The following is a 14,170-nucleotide window of genomic DNA, read 5'->3' on the forward strand; positions in this document are numbered from 1 at the left end:
TTTATTATTAAAATCTAAATTTAATAGTTGGTCTGTAAAATATAAGAAGGAGTTATGGTTAAAATTAATTTTTTAATATTGATTGCAGGTCTTAGTCTTTTATCAGCATGCAATAAAGATGGTGAGATAAAACCACACTCTAAAAGTCCGAATGAAGCAGCTCTACATGATTATAGCAATGTTCCTGCAGAACAATTTAAAGGGAAATTAATTTTTTTTAAAGAACAATTGGATAAAATCTTTATTGATCAAAAATTTATTTTGAGAGATGAGGGTATTGCTTTTGCTCCTACTCAAAGCTTTCTTGTTGTTCAAATTCCTGTAGAGAGCTTAAATGAGGAAACCTATCAAAGAAACATAGTTCCTAGAATCAAAGATAATGGCTGGATTCTTGAGAAGAGTATAAAGAATGCTGATGTTTTTTGTAATGGTAAGAAATATCAGTTAGAGATTATTCGGCCTAAAGATTACTCTAAAGAAATTATTAATGAAGAAGATAGGTTAACTTTTACTCCAATTCAAAAGGAATGGAATATTGGCATGTACTATCAGGAACAAGGAACATTATTCTGTGGAGATAAATTACCAGTAATTACTATAAAATAAAAATATAGGGCTTGGCTTATTTTTTAGTATATCTATTTTGTAAGATTATAGCCCTATATTTTAAATCATATATATGAATATGGTGAAGTTAAAGATTTAATCCCTATCTATTCAGACTGAGCTAAGTCACGTTCACGGCAAGATAATTCATAGTAATTACCTTGTGGTAGAGAACGAATTTTAAAGCCATAGTAAGTACTATCGGTTTCTATTGGAGTAATATTACATTGATTCTTTTTTGCAAATTTCTCAATCAATTTCAAATTAGAAGTTTGCTTAAATACAGCTCCCCAACCTTCACTCACACAACAGCCAACATATTCAGACATATATTCATCTGAAATGAGTACAACATTTTGTCCCATAAACTCATAAGGCTTTTTGAGTTTATATATATCGTTATAGTCTGCTCGTGAAATATTAGGTTTTTTTGCTAAAAAGCCTTTTTGTTTGAGTATTTGGAACTTTAGGAAATCCTGCGGTCCAGTACCAAGTCCTCTATAAACCGAATTATTATCTTCTGCAAAGCTATACGAGCTAAACATACTGACTAAACTTAAAAATAATATTTTTCTCATTTTAAATTTCAAAAGTTATATGAGGCCGTAATTCTTTCATATCTAATAAGTAGCGTAAAGTAAGTAGCTGATTTTGAATTTCTCTAACTGACTTCGTAGGTATATACAGCTCATTTGAGTGACTATTTATATGATTCTTATGATTAAATATTCATAAAATAATAAGTAGGTTACTTAAAAGTTTTAATTTAATTGATTAGATTTTTGCTCATAGATTAATTTAGAAGCTCATTTGATAGTCTTTTTGTATATAATATGTATTCTTTGTATTTTAGATATCTTTATAGAGTAAACATGAAAAAAATATTAATCATTACTATGGCGAGTTCTTTTGGTTTAATCGCATGTTCAACCACTGAAACATCAAGAACGATACAAAGTCCTCAAGTCACCGCAGCTACTTCTGCAATTAAATATAATGGGGTAAAAGCTCCTGTTTCTATTGGTAAGTTTGATAACCGCTCTAGTTATATGAGAGGAGTTTTCTCAGATAATGTAGACCGTTTAGGTGGCCAAGCGAAAACGATTCTTGAGACACATTTACAGCAAACTGGTTATTTCTCAGTTTTAAATCGCGACAATTTATCTGAAATTAAACAAGAAGTAGGTTATAGCAATACTGCTCAATCTATTAAAGGTGCTCGTTATGTGATTACTGGCGATGTATCTGAGTTTGGCCGTAAAGAAGTTGGTGATCAGCAACTATTTGGTATTTTAGGCCGTGGTAAACAGCAAGTTGCTTATGCAAAAGTTAATTTAAATATTATTGATGTAAAAACTTCAGAAGTTGTGCACTCAGTACAAGGTGCTGGTGAATATGCATTAGGCGCACGTGAAGTTTTAGGCTTTGGTTCTACTGCCTCTTACGATTCTACTTTAAATGGTAAAGTGCTCGATTTAGCTGTTCGTGAAGCAGTAAATAATCTTGTAACAGATATTCAAAATAACCGTTGGTCAATTCAATAATTTTGGATATGTGTTAGATGAAAAAAATTGTTTTAAGTAGTGTTCTTGCTTTGGGATTGGTGGGCTGTGCCACTGGTCCTCAATCTTTATATAATTGGGGAAGTTATCCGCATCAAACTTATTTGATGTATACCGCACCTGAAAAAGCGACACCAAGTGCACAAATAACGACATTAGAAGCTGAGATTCAAAAAACTAAAGGTAAGGGCCTAGCTGTTCCGCCGGGGTTATATGCGCATTTAGGGTTATTGTATTTACAAGAAAATAATTCTCAAAAAGCAATCGAGTATTTCCAGCTTGAACGTCAAGTTTATCCAGAGTCTACAGTTTTAATGGATCGCTTATTGCAAAAAATGAATGCGAATGGTGGGAATACAAAATCATGATTAAGAAGTTTCTAATTACTGGTTTGGTTATTTCTAGCATTACATTTACTGGTTGTGCAGTTACTCCGGCACCGAATAAAGACATAACCGCTTATAAAGCTCATATGCCAAAGTCAATTTTGGTATTACCACCAGTCAATGATTCACCAGATGTAAAAGCAACTTACAGTTATTGGCCAACCGTAATAGCACCTGTAGCAGAAGCTGGCTATTATGTTTTTCCCATCTCTGTTGTAGATAACATGTTCAAAGAGAATGGTGTCACCAATGGCAGTGATGCGCAGTCTATTGCTCCTCAAAAATTACAAGAGATTTTTGGTGCAGATGCTGCTTTATACATTCGAATTAAAGAATATGGCTCTAAATATCAAGTGATTCAAAGTGTCGCCACAGTAAGTGCAGATGCAAAACTTGTTGATTTAAAAACAGGTGATGTGATTTGGACAGGTGAGAAAAAGTTATCCCAATCAAGTAGTGATGGTAACTCTGGTTTACTTGGTGCTGTAGTCGGTGCTTTGGTTGAACAGATTTCTAGCAACTTTAATGATCGCGCTTATCCAATAGCAAGTATGGTAAATGCTCAACTGTTTACTCCGACTCCTTATAGTCCGGGTACAGGCTTATTATATGGCCCACGCTCACCTCAGTACCAACAAGATGGAATTGCGAAGTAAATTAAAATCTAAATTTTGGTTTTAATTTATTAGACAAGTTGCTTCATATCTTTATGATTTGGAGCACTTTATAAAAGTTGAGTTTAAGCAGGAGAGTCAGTTGAAAATTGATTTTACCTGCTTAATTCAATTGAAATTAGTTTATTTCTTTACTTTAAAACGGTATTTGCATTTTAGGCAGCGGTAGTCCTGAAATATATTTTTATCGATCATTACACCTGCTTTTTTACCAAAAATATTACCCACTACACCGCCAGTAATACCTGCACTGATTGCACCGACAAATGTGCCTACAGTACCGCCAACAATTACACCTAATGGTCCAGCTACAGTACCAATCGCTGCTCCTATAGAAGCACCTGTTGCAGCACCACCTACGGTACCCGCTGTAGTCCCTGCAGCTGTTAGTAAAACACCGCCAGTGGTTTTAAGTAGTTTGTCATGGTCACGTGTTTCAATTTCTGTAGAACCACACTTTGGGCATTGCAGCGTTTTTTCCATAAAATTTTTCCTGTCTTTCATCATTAAGCGACGCAGTGAATGGAGCAAAATCAGTAAAGTGGATAAAAGAGCTATTTATGAAGCGTCTTTTTCTGATTGATGATCGCGATATATCTGGTCAGCCACGATTTTAGCTGAACATTGACACAAATATTTATAGATCATGTAAACACTTGTACCTTAATAATCATCTCTTAAAAATGTCTTAAGCACTATTTTTAAATGGATAGCATATAACTAAAAACTACTAAGTGATGGAGAATTGATCAGACGAGATGCAGATATTTGGTCTGTTGAAATTTGCAAAGAGGTGAGACTTGTTTACAGCCGCTTAAAACAATAAAGGCTTATTCTGTTTGAATAAGCCTTTTAGGACGTTCAGAGTGATTTATCTAACCTTAAAACTTTATATAAACCAAGCATTAAAGTAATCCAGATCGGAATTAAAATTACTGATTCTTTAAAGCCTTGAGTCCACATAATGTATAAAATCATGCCGATAAAAGCGAGCACGACATAGTTACTCAAAGGCGAAAATAGAGCAGGAAATTTGGCAACTTTTCCATCTAGTTTCATAGCTTGCTTAAACTTTAAATGGGTAAAGCTAATAATTGCCCAGTTCAAAACCAAAGCTGCAACAGCCATATACATAAGATGGCTTAAAGCTTCTTCGGGTACAAAGTAGTTGAGTAAAACACACCCAAAAATCAGGATAGAAGAGAAGACGACAGCAGCTGTGGGTACACCTTGTTTGCTTACTTTGGCAAAGACTTTAGGGGCATTGCCTTGTACTGCCAGTCCATACAACATTCGGCTGTTGGCATACATGCCGCTGTTATAAACTGAAAGTGCAGCAGTCAAAATAATAAAGTTAAGTAAATGTGCCGCCCAACCAATGCCAAGCTGACTAAAAATCATGACAAAGGGGCTTTTATCTAAACCACCAAGGTCCAGTTGGTTCCATGGAATAAGGGACATAATAATTGCGAGCGAGGCCACGTAAAAAACCAAAATTCGAAAAATAACTTGGTTGATCGCTTGTGGAATACTTTTTTCAGGATTTTCTGCTTCAGCAGCGGTCATTCCAATCAGTTCAATACCGCCAAATGCAAACATTAAAAAGGCGAGCATATAGAACAAACCCGAAAAGCCATGCGGGAAAAATCCGCCATGCTGCCACAGGTTTGAAAAGCTCGCTATAGAATCATTGCCGGCTGTAAGCAATAAATATAAGCCAAACACAATCATTGAAATGACTGCGGTAACTTTAATAATGGCTAACCAAAATTCAGATTCGCCATAAAATTTAACATTGCCTAAGTTCAAGCACGTGACCAGCACAAAGAAAAATAAAACCGAAACCCATGCTGGGATATGAGGCCACCAATAATGTACATATTTAGCCACGGCGGTAAGCTCAGTCATCGCAACTAAAATGTACACAACCCAATAGTTCCAGCCCGATAAAAAACCGGGAAATCTTCCCCAATACTTTTGTGCAAAATAGCTAAAAGAGCCAACTACAGGTTCTTCGACAATCATTTCACCCATTTGGCGCATAATTAAAAATGCAACCAAACCAACAATGGCATAACCCAAAATGATTGAAGGACCAGCAGACTGAATGACTTGTGCAGAGCCTAAAAAAAGTCCTGTGCCCACAGCACCACCCATAGCGATTAACTGGATGTGACGATTTTTAAGTCCACGTTTTAATTGGGAAGATGAGTTACTCAAAATACTATGCGCTGTCTAAAAAAGCTGGCGCTATTGTAATGGATTGAATAGGGATAACCTAGTTTGAAAAGCAATATTGCCTTTATATAAAAAGATTCGCACAAAACTGTACGAATCCTTTTTAGAAAATGATGTTTTTATAAATTAGAAAGATACCATTTTGCCTGGGTTAATCATTGCACCGATGCCATACATACTTTTCGCAAGTGGAATAACGACAGGGGCAAGCGTACGGCCAAAAATAATATTTTGATGGTCAATTTTGGATAACATTTCAAAGTCATTAGATTGCCCAACAAAGTCATTTGCAATGGCTTTACCAATGCGTACCGTCTGTGCAACACCATGTCCACTCCAGCCGTGAACTGCATAAATCGGGAATTTATTACCAAACTTACGACTGTCGACTGCACCATTTACAGTTAAATCAGTGGTTCCACTCCAGACAAAATCCATTTCTAGATTTTTAATTTGAGGGAACACGGTATGAATTCGATGCTCTAGATAATTTAAAGTTTTCTCTGGCCCCCAGCATGTGCCAGTACCTTGGCCGCCAAACAATAAACGGTTGTTAAACACAGGCCGGTAGTAATCAATCTGGAACTGAGTGTCATAAACCGGATGTCCAAATGGCAGAAGTTCTTTGGTGTCAAACTCTAAAGGAGCGGTGGTCGCGACATAGGTATAAAACGGAATAGTGGTATTGTTCTGTTCAGATAAAAGTTTAAACGAGGCATGGTGTACTGCCAGAACTACAGATTTTTTAGCTTTTACGACAGCATTTACTGTTTGAACATAAATACCATCTGCTTTTTCTTCTATTGAAATAACTTCTGTTTGTTCATAAACAGTACCGCCATTTTGGCAAAAGCCATAAATTAAACCACGGTTTAGAGCCAACGGATGAATTTGTCCACCTAACTCATCAATTAAACCGCCTGTATAGTAGTCTGACTTAATAAAGTCCATGAGTTCATGTTTACCCACAATACGAGTATGGTCTTCACCTAAGTATTTTCGGGCATCGGCACCTTGGGTTAAGCCAACCAAATGTCCTTCATGAACGGCGGCAGTAATATGCCCGTATTTACGGTCAAAGTTGAGTTGGTATTTTTCAGAGATATCATCAATGAGTTGCATGGCTTCCGTAGAAGTAAAATGCCATAGCTTTTTGGCATCTTCATAACTTAATCGGTCAGCCATTTCTTGAGCTTCCCAGCGTGCTAAACCTGGGGTAAGTTGTCCGCCATTTCGCCCTGAAGCTGCACTACCAATACGGTTTTTTTCTAATAAAACGGTATCTACGCCTTGTTCAGCTAAGTGTAGGGCAGTCGATGAACCTAATAAACCACCACCAATAACCACCACATCACATTCAATATCAGCATTTAAACTGTCAAATGTATGCCAATCGGACAGGGAACTTTCATAGTAGTTTGCTGGGTTATTTACCGAAGTGCCATTAACCGTAGTTGAGTCAAATTTCGCGTGTTTTGGATTTAACCAGCTCCATTCTTTACCCACTTGTAAAGACTTACTTGGTTTATATTCCACATCTTTTAAAAGTTGAGGTTTAGAAATAATTTTCATGACGACGTTCCTTAAAAAATTAATAAGCATTACTAATTGCAATACTTTGTTTTTTAATCGTTTTATAAATGAATAAGAGAATGCCTAAAGTTAACCAGAAGCATCCAAAAATCAGTGAAGATGAGTCGAGATTGAGCCATAAACAAATAATGCTAATGACCGATAACAACGGTAAAAACAGGTTTAGAAATTTATTTTTAAAACCTGAACGTTGTTTATCTTTAATATAAAATTTCATAAAAACTGAGAAGTTTACGGCTGTAAAAGCAACGAGCGCACCAAAACTGATCAGACTAACAACTTGAGCTAAATCTAAGAAAATAGCCGACATTGAAATAAGCCCGACAAATAAAACCGAGAAAAATGGTGTCCCTAAAGAGCTATGGATGGTTCCAAAATACTTTTTAGGAAAAATATTGTCGGACCCCATTATATACAGTAAACGCGAAGCACTGGCATGTGAGGCAAGACCTGAGGCGACTGTGTTCATAATTTGGCCGCATAAGAATATGGACTGAAACAAAGCACCACCCACATAAAGCACAATTTCTGGTAATGCTTCTGAAGGATGATGAAAGCGAACATTGTTTGGAAAATAAAGTTGAATAAACCAAGCAGCTGTGAAGAAAATAAGCCCACCCGCAAGTGTGGTTAACATGACTGCTCGGGGAATATTCTTGGTGGGTTGTTTGGTTTCATTTGAAAGGGTAGTAACTGCATCAAAACCTAAAAATGAAAAACATAAAACCGAAGCACCAGCAACAAGCGGTAATAGCGATTGTTGGCCATGCCATAGTGGAGCCAGAGTAAGCACATGCTCATAACCTTGGGTCGAACTAATACCTCGAACCACTAAATATACAAAAATGACCATGAGGATAATCGGAGCAAACACAAATACGAGACTTAAGTTGGCAAGTAACCGAATACGGAAACAGTTGACTAAAGTCACAAGGCCCGCCGATACCAGCACCCAAAACCAATAAGGCATACTCGGAATGAGTGCGGTGAGATAAATTGCAGCCAGCAACACATTAATAAGCGGTAATAAAAGATAGTCGAGTAGAGAGCACCAGCCAACGAAAAATCCACTTCTAGGCCCTAAACTTTCTGCAGTATAACTATAGGCCGAACCTGATCTTTCTGAGTTTTTACTAAACCTCGCATAGCTCCAAGCAGTAAGCAGCATCGCGCCTAAAGCAAGTAAATATGCGAGGGGAACATGACCATTGGTAATTCCGGAAACAATACCGAAAGTATCGAAAACCGTCATAGGGGTCATATAGGCAATACCAATAATTGTGACTTGCCATAGTGATAATTTTTTTAAGGAAGACGCTTTATTTTCCATGTCTTTTCAACCTCAAATTTCGTTGTTTTTGCTTTTCATCCAGAAAGGCGATGCTATTTTTAGGCCAAAACTTCCCCTAGACCTGAATAAACAAGTCTATTTGAAGAAAGTTTGAACAACAGCTAAGGGCTTAAAGTGCTATATCACCTTGATGGCACACTAAAGCGAGAATAAAAGGCCAATATTCTTTGCTTTTTAGATGACAACCAGCTGGAAAGACTGACATGGTTGCGAGAAAAACTGTTGATCAGTCTTTTCTTTAAATAATGTCCCGGTTCTGATGCTAATGTCATTTGAAGTAATGACCCGAGATGAATCATTCATAATGACAGTCTTTTGCTTAATATTTTTGAGTTTGGGCATAAGCAGTTTTTCGAGAGCCGAAACTAAAATATCGGTCGCAATGACGCCAATAAAGTGGTCATGAATCATGACAGGGTGGGCAATGGTAATGGTGTAGGCACCATTACAGATATAATCAACATAAGGTCCATGTATGCATGGACTTTTATTTTGTGCAGGTTTATGGAACCACTCAAATGAGCGGAAATCTAAAAAGCGCTGCGCATTTTGATAGTTTTCAAGTTTTGCTTGTTGTAATTGATCTTCTTTTTTATACCACCATTCGAGTGTCCAGTAGTCTTGTTCCTCTTGAGTTGCCGGACTATAACTCGCAAAACCAGTTCCTTGACTATAATGGCTTTGATTAAGTGCTTTTTTAATTTCCTTTTGCAAAGCAGAGCGTTCTGAAGTTGAAAGCTTAATATCTGCATTTTTTTCAGATGCATGCTTTGACAAAATCTTGCTCGCCTTAGTTGCGAGTTTTTCTGTAATAGAGGTTGTTTCGTCAACTACCGTCTTTAACAAATTTTGTAGCTCTTCTATATCTAACTGTTGGGTCATTCCTATAACTCCTAAAATTCCATATTTCTAACTTGATTATTGATAAGCCATCATATTTATTATTTTTATTCACTCGATAACTTATACCGAAGCATTTGGTCAGTGAGCATTGAAACTATTTTTCGGGCTTGAATCACAGCTTCATTTTCATTGTTTTCCTTAAAAGACGACAAAAGATGGTGATATTGTTTTACAACCTCACGGTGAAAATCATCATCTTGATAAAGTACGGCGATAAGCGGAGCCCATTCAGCCTGAATCGTGAGTTCCTGATTTGCCAGCCTTGCAGATTGGGCAAATGAGGTAAGCGTTAGCAAACAACGTAAATCAAGCTGTGCACGTGTATCTGCTTCAACAGCTTGTTCAAATTGTTCAATTAACTCTTTTATTTTGTTAAGTTCATATTCAGTAGTTCTTTGAGCGGCCAGATAGGCACTATGACTTAAAATTGCACTGTGAAACTCGCCTAAATCGGCAAGATACTCATTTGAAGCTTGGCGCAAAGGATGTTGATTTAAAAGTAAATCAGAAGGTAGCTCACAAACAAAACTTCCACCATTTCTTCCACGACGTGTATCAATTAAACCTTTTACGCGTAAAGTATTTAATGCTTCGCGAACAGTGATTGGCGAAACTCCCATTAAGCGTGCTAAGTCTGCTTCATTAGGAAGTTGTTCATTGCTTTTGAGCAAACCAGAGATAATTGCATTTTCCAAGCGTTCTACAACTTGTTCCGAACGAGTTGCTTGAGCAATAGGTGCAAAAATTATCGTATATGCTGACATGGCGAATTCTCTAAAAGCTAAGTCAAAAGACTTAGCTTAATGAAGCGGATAAATAGTTATTAAAACACGCCATAACCATGGACAGCCTGTTCATCTTCAGGCACAGCCGGTATTGCATCCCAAAGTTCAACAATTTTGCCATTATCTACACGCCATAGTTCAAAATAGGCATGTCGGTTACCAGCAATACTGCCTTCGGAATGTGTCAATACAAATTGACCATCAGCAATGGAGCGATGCGTTTTTGAGTATACCAAACCTTGTCCTTCATTACGGATATTGTTCAAAAAATCAATGACTGCTTTAACGCCATCACCAATATCTGGACTATGTTGAATGAACTGGTCGCCGTCGGTATATTCTTTAAAGGCATCATAATTGCCATCAATTAATGACTTCTTAAAGAAAGATGTCACAATTTCGCGGTTTTTCTCTGGGTCATGGTGAGTTACGATTTCAGTGGGACCATCTAGTTGAGTTCTACCGCTTACATTTGGCGCAGCTTCTGCCACAAGACCATCCCAATGCTCGACAATTTTGCCGTCTTTTACTCGGTAAATATCAAACCCAACCAATGGTTTTTGATCTAAGCCCTGAAAGCGGCCATGAATTGCAACCAAGTCACCATCTGCGAGTACACGTACAGCTTCGTGTTGCATATCTGGGCAGTCTTCTACCAGTTGACGTAAACCTGAAATACCATTTGCAACGAGTGGTGAGTGCTCTATAAAGTCTTCAGAAAAATAACGGTCTAGAGCAGTGGTGTCATGCAAATTAAATAACTCGTGGTGTGCTTTAGTCACCAAGTCTTTCATTTCTTGCTTATTCATTTTGATCTCCTTTCAAAACGCATTGTTATTATTCGTTTGAACTCATCACATGTTTAACACGGGTATATTCTTCAAAACCGTAGCCAGATAAATCTTTACCATATCCTGATTTTTTGAAGCCGCCGTGTGGCATTTCCGCGGTTAAAGGAATATGGGTATTAATCCAAACTGTACCGAAATCAAGTTCACGTGACAGACGTGTTGCGCGAGCATGATCTTTGGTCCAAACACTTGAAGCTAGGCCATATTCAACATCGTTGGCTTTTTCAATGGCATCATTTTCATCTGTAAATTTCTGAACGGTAATCACTGGTCCAAAAATTTCGTTCTGAATAGCATCGTCGTGTTGTTTTAAACCACTAATAACAGTCGGTTCAAAATAGAAGCCTGGGCGGTCTGCCTGTTTTCCGCCTGTTTCAACTTTGGCATGAGCAGGTAAGTTGTCGATAAACGCTTTAACATTCTTTAATTGATTGGCATTGTTAAGAGGACCATAAAGCGCGTCTTGATCATCTGGTTCGCCAAAACGTGTATTTTTTGCAGCTTCAATAAGTTTAGCTAAAAACTCGTCATGAACAGATTCAGCCACAATCACACGTGTTGCAGCAGTACAGTCTTGACCTGCGTTGAAATAGCCTGTTAAAGCAATCATTTCTACGGCTTTATCAAGATCGGCATCTTCAAAAACCAGTACAGGTGCTTTACCGCCAAGTTCAAGATGAGCTTTTGCTAAATTTGCCGCAGCAGAAGCAGCAACTTGTAATCCGGCACGAACTGAACCTGTAATAGAAACGAGAGCAGGGGTTTTATGTGATACCACTTTTGAACCAACTTGCGCTTGGCCTAACACCACGTTAAATGCACCTTTCGGAAAAAATGGTGCAGCAATTTCTGCAAGTAAGAGGGTACTTTCAGGTGTTGTGTCACTTGGTTTTAATACGACAGTGTTACCCGCTGCCAAAGCAGGAGCAATTTTCCAAATTGCCATTATGAGTGGATAGTTCCAAGGTGTAACCTGACCAACCACACCGACTGGTTCGCGGCGAATAGAAGAAGTTAAACCTTCTAAATATTCGCCAGTTGCTGTGCCATCGAGTAAGCGGGCAGCACCTGCAAAGAAACGAACTTGATCTGCTGATGCACCCACTTCTTCAGATGCAATTAAATGTTTTAACTGACCTGTATTGCGGCTTTGCGCTTCAATCAAACGGTCAGCATTTGCTTCAATAGCATCTGCCAAATTCAGTAATGCTTTCTGACGAGTCGAAGGTGTACTACGTCCCCAAATTTTAAATGCTTCTTTTGCAGCAGCATAAGCTGCATCAACTTCTGCCTCGGTCGCATTCGGCGATTGTGCATAGACTTCACCAGTGACTGGGCTTACCAAATCGAAGAAATCATTTCCTTTGCTAGCAACATATTCGCCGTTAATGAAGTGTTGTAGTTGAGTTTTAGCCATTTTTTATACCTTGTCCTTAGGTTTTAACATATAACATATAATACTATATGTATTATGTTTTAAATTTTCTGTCAAATGCTTTGATGAGGGGATTAAGTAGAAAAAGGGTGAGTTCAACTGAGAAGGTGTTTTAAGTTTTTGATTTTGATTATTTAAAAAAATTAAAAATTTATTGAGGATTATTAGAATAGGTTCATCGTTGGAATGGTGTTTTTAGATTTAATGAGCGGCCATAGAGAATTTTTTGAATGAAAGGGAAATGGATGAGCTCAGCCGTAAGTTGGCTCACCCCATGTTTAATTTGAGATTTAACGTGATGATTAGGTCTTATGGCTCGCCAGCAAAATACTAGTTTCACTATTGTAAATACCTGAAATATTTCGAATTCTCTCTAATACTTTATCGAAGTTTTCTAAGGTGTCGGAGCGTAGCTCGACCAAAATATCCCATTTACCATTAGTTTTATGCAGACATTCAACCGCGCTTTCTAGACGTAGTTCTTTAATCACAGACTGTGCTTTAGTACCTTCGACCATAATGCTCATCCATGCGCGGATGACATTGCGTTCAGCATTTGGTTTAAAACGAACCGTATATCCGGTAATGATGCCGGAAGACTCGAGATATTCCATTCTCTTTTTAACCGTTGCTCTTGAAACATGAACTTTTTCGGCTATCTCGGTTACAGACATCCGTGCGTTATCTTTAAGTAAACCTAAAATAATTTGATCAATATTGTCCATAATGTCATTGTCAATTATCAGATTGATAAAAAATAATTCATTTTTTACTAAATTACAAATTTTGTGAGTCATTTTGATTTTTAATAATAGACCCATCGATAATCCTAATAATCTTAATTTGATGGGCAAGCCACAATGAATAATTTTGCAGTTTCCAGAAATGACTTTAACGAATGGATGGTTCCAGTATTTGCACCGGCAAATTTCATTCCGGTACGTGGTGAAGGTTCACGTATCTGGGATCAAGAAAATAAAGAATATATCGATTTTGCAGGCGGGATTGCAGTAAATGCATTAGGTCATGCGCATCCAGTGGCAGTCAATGCGTTAACAGAACAAGCAAAAAAACTTTGGCATGTCGGCAATGGTTATACCAATGAACCCGTACTGCGTCTTGCTAAACAACTCACTGAAAATACATTTGCAGACAAAGTATTCTTCTGTAACTCAGGTGCAGAAGCAAATGAAGCAGCATTAAAGCTTGCTCGTAAAGTTGGACTCGACAGCGGTGTCGCAGGTAAAAGCGGTATTGTGGCATTTAACAATGCGTTTCACGGCCGTACTTTATTTACCGTTTCGGCTGGTGGTCAGCCAAAATATTCACAAGACTTTGCACCACTTCCAAACGGCATTAGCCATGTTGCTTATAATGATTTAGAAGCGGCTAAAGCAGTTATTAATGAGCAAACCTGTGCAGTAATTGTAGAGCCTGTACAAGGTGAGGGTGGGGTAATTCCTGCTGATATCGAATTTTTAAAAGGTTTACGTGCACTGTGTGATCAGTTCGGTGCCTTACTTATTTTTGATGAAGTGCAAACAGGTGTCGGTCGTACAGGTGCACTTTATGCTTACATGAACTACGGTGTGACTCCAGATGTACTCACTACTGCAAAAGCACTGGGCGGTGGTTTCCCTGTCGGTGCAATGCTAACAACTGATAAATTTGCGCCGCATTTTTCAGTGGGTACACACGGTACGACTTATGGCGGTAACCCGCTGGCAAGTGCAGTTGCAGGCGCAGTCTTTGAGTTTATTAATACACCAGAAGTACTTGAAGGCGT

15 protein-coding genes are annotated in these 14,170 nt (G+C 37.9%); 5 read left to right on the forward strand and 10 right to left on the reverse strand.

Features of this window, described 5'->3' with window-relative positions:
• The first annotated feature begins 54 nt into the window (after window positions 1-54).
• Window positions 55-606, forward strand: a complete 552-nt coding sequence (locus MKL35_RS05685) for a hypothetical protein (RefSeq protein WP_032011472.1) — start codon at window positions 55-57, stop codon at window positions 604-606.
• 107 nt (window positions 607-713) lie between these two features.
• Here MKL35_RS05685 and MKL35_RS05690 read toward each other — a convergent pair whose 3' ends face one another.
• Window positions 714-1,184, reverse strand: a complete 471-nt coding sequence (locus MKL35_RS05690; RefSeq protein ID WP_032011474.1) for a hypothetical protein — start codon at window positions 1,182-1,184, stop codon at window positions 714-716.
• Between the two features lie 294 nt (window positions 1,185-1,478).
• Here MKL35_RS05690 and MKL35_RS05695 point away from each other — a divergent pair, with 294 nt between their 5' ends.
• The 3 genes from MKL35_RS05695 to MKL35_RS05705 are packed head-to-tail and all read left to right on the forward strand — an operon-like array spanning window position 1,479 to window position 3,210.
• On the forward strand, window positions 1,479-2,150 hold the full coding sequence (locus MKL35_RS05695; RefSeq protein ID WP_002048002.1) for a CsgG/HfaB family protein: 672 nt from the start codon (window positions 1,479-1,481) through the stop codon (window positions 2,148-2,150).
• Window positions 2,151-2,167: 17 nt separating this feature from the next.
• A complete protein-coding gene (locus MKL35_RS05700; protein ID WP_002047997.1) occupies window positions 2,168-2,536 on the forward strand; it encodes a DUF4810 domain-containing protein in 369 nt (122 codons plus the stop codon).
• Entirely contained in the window at window positions 2,533-3,210 is a 678-nt protein-coding gene (locus tag MKL35_RS05705) for a DUF799 domain-containing protein (protein WP_032011475.1), read from the forward strand. Before MKL35_RS05700 ends, MKL35_RS05705 begins: the two co-directional genes overlap by 4 nt.
• Window positions 3,211-3,351: 141 nt before the next feature.
• On the opposite strand, the gene MKL35_RS05710 is transcribed toward MKL35_RS05705, so the two are convergent.
• From MKL35_RS05710 to MKL35_RS05750, 9 genes are all read right to left on the reverse strand, one after another.
• Window positions 3,352-3,711, reverse strand: a complete 360-nt coding sequence (locus MKL35_RS05710) for a hypothetical protein (protein WP_000416091.1) — start codon at window positions 3,709-3,711, stop codon at window positions 3,352-3,354.
• A 378-nt stretch (window positions 3,712-4,089) separates the two neighbouring features.
• Window positions 4,090-5,448 carry an amino acid permease gene (locus MKL35_RS05715; RefSeq protein WP_079377170.1) on the reverse strand — a complete coding sequence of 453 codons (1,359 nt, stop codon included), beginning with the start codon at window positions 5,446-5,448 and terminating at the stop codon, window positions 4,090-4,092.
• Window positions 5,449-5,592: 144 nt separating this feature from the next.
• Complete coding sequence (locus MKL35_RS05720) at window positions 5,593-7,038, reverse strand: NAD(P)/FAD-dependent oxidoreductase (protein WP_032011476.1); 1,446 nt, start codon at window positions 7,036-7,038, stop codon at window positions 5,593-5,595.
• A gap of 19 nt (window positions 7,039-7,057) precedes the next feature.
• Complete coding sequence (locus MKL35_RS05725; protein WP_032011477.1) at window positions 7,058-8,389, reverse strand: APC family permease; 1,332 nt, start codon at window positions 8,387-8,389, stop codon at window positions 7,058-7,060.
• Between the two features lie 195 nt (window positions 8,390-8,584).
• Complete coding sequence (locus MKL35_RS05730) at window positions 8,585-9,292, reverse strand: cache domain-containing protein (protein ID WP_000193721.1); 708 nt, start codon at window positions 9,290-9,292, stop codon at window positions 8,585-8,587.
• Window positions 9,293-9,357: 65 nt separating this feature from the next.
• Complete coding sequence (locus MKL35_RS05735) at window positions 9,358-10,077, reverse strand: FadR/GntR family transcriptional regulator (protein ID WP_004888103.1); 720 nt, start codon at window positions 10,075-10,077, stop codon at window positions 9,358-9,360.
• Window positions 10,078-10,136: 59 nt separating this feature from the next.
• A complete protein-coding gene (locus MKL35_RS05740) occupies window positions 10,137-10,907 on the reverse strand; it encodes a nuclear transport factor 2 family protein (protein ID WP_032011478.1) in 771 nt (256 codons plus the stop codon).
• Between the two features lie 28 nt (window positions 10,908-10,935).
• Window positions 10,936-12,366 carry a gamma-aminobutyraldehyde dehydrogenase gene (locus MKL35_RS05745; RefSeq protein WP_119689161.1) on the reverse strand — a complete coding sequence of 477 codons (1,431 nt, stop codon included), beginning with the start codon at window positions 12,364-12,366 and terminating at the stop codon, window positions 10,936-10,938.
• A gap of 320 nt (window positions 12,367-12,686) precedes the next feature.
• Window positions 12,687-13,109 carry an Lrp/AsnC family transcriptional regulator gene (locus MKL35_RS05750; RefSeq protein WP_009501788.1) on the reverse strand — a complete coding sequence of 141 codons (423 nt, stop codon included), beginning with the start codon at window positions 13,107-13,109 and terminating at the stop codon, window positions 12,687-12,689.
• A gap of 135 nt (window positions 13,110-13,244) precedes the next feature.
• On the opposite strand from MKL35_RS05750, the gene MKL35_RS05755 reads away from it, so the two are divergent.
• On the forward strand, window positions 13,245-14,170 hold a 926-nt coding region (locus MKL35_RS05755), incomplete at its 3' end, for an acetylornithine/succinyldiaminopimelate transaminase (protein WP_151823572.1).

This window comes from Acinetobacter sp. AOR41_HL (genome assembly GCF_027854645.1).
In the GTDB taxonomy this organism is placed as follows: domain Bacteria; phylum Pseudomonadota; class Gammaproteobacteria; order Pseudomonadales; family Moraxellaceae; genus Acinetobacter; species Acinetobacter nosocomialis.

Excerpts from the sequence above, each read along its gene's own strand:
- MKL35_RS05735 (WP_004888103.1), bottom strand. The coding sequence starts at position 10,077 with ATGTCAGCATATACGATAATTTTTGCACCTATTGCTCAAGCAACTCGT.
- MKL35_RS05740 (WP_032011478.1), bottom strand. The coding sequence starts at position 10,907 with ATGAATAAGCAAGAAATGAAAGACTTGGTGACTAAAGCACACCACGAG.
- MKL35_RS05705 (WP_032011475.1), top strand. The coding sequence starts at position 2,533 with ATGATTAAGAAGTTTCTAATTACTGGTTTGGTTATTTCTAGCATTACA.
- MKL35_RS05710 (WP_000416091.1), bottom strand. The coding sequence starts at position 3,711 with ATGGAAAAAACGCTGCAATGCCCAAAGTGTGGTTCTACAGAAATTGAA.
- MKL35_RS05720 (WP_032011476.1), bottom strand. The coding sequence starts at position 7,038 with ATGAAAATTATTTCTAAACCTCAACTTTTAAAAGATGTGGAATATAAA.
- MKL35_RS05745 (WP_119689161.1), bottom strand. The coding sequence starts at position 12,366 with ATGGCTAAAACTCAACTACAACACTTCATTAACGGCGAATATGTTGCT.
- MKL35_RS05685 (WP_032011472.1), top strand. The coding sequence starts at position 55 with ATGGTTAAAATTAATTTTTTAATATTGATTGCAGGTCTTAGTCTTTTA.
- MKL35_RS05725 (WP_032011477.1), bottom strand. The coding sequence starts at position 8,389 with ATGGAAAATAAAGCGTCTTCCTTAAAAAAATTATCACTATGGCAAGTC.
- MKL35_RS05750 (WP_009501788.1), bottom strand. The coding sequence starts at position 13,109 with ATGGACAATATTGATCAAATTATTTTAGGTTTACTTAAAGATAACGCA.
- MKL35_RS05700 (WP_002047997.1), top strand. The coding sequence starts at position 2,168 with ATGAAAAAAATTGTTTTAAGTAGTGTTCTTGCTTTGGGATTGGTGGGC.
- MKL35_RS05730 (WP_000193721.1), bottom strand. The coding sequence starts at position 9,292 with ATGACCCAACAGTTAGATATAGAAGAGCTACAAAATTTGTTAAAGACG.
- MKL35_RS05695 (WP_002048002.1), top strand. The coding sequence starts at position 1,479 with ATGAAAAAAATATTAATCATTACTATGGCGAGTTCTTTTGGTTTAATC.
- MKL35_RS05690 (WP_032011474.1), bottom strand. The coding sequence starts at position 1,184 with ATGAGAAAAATATTATTTTTAAGTTTAGTCAGTATGTTTAGCTCGTAT.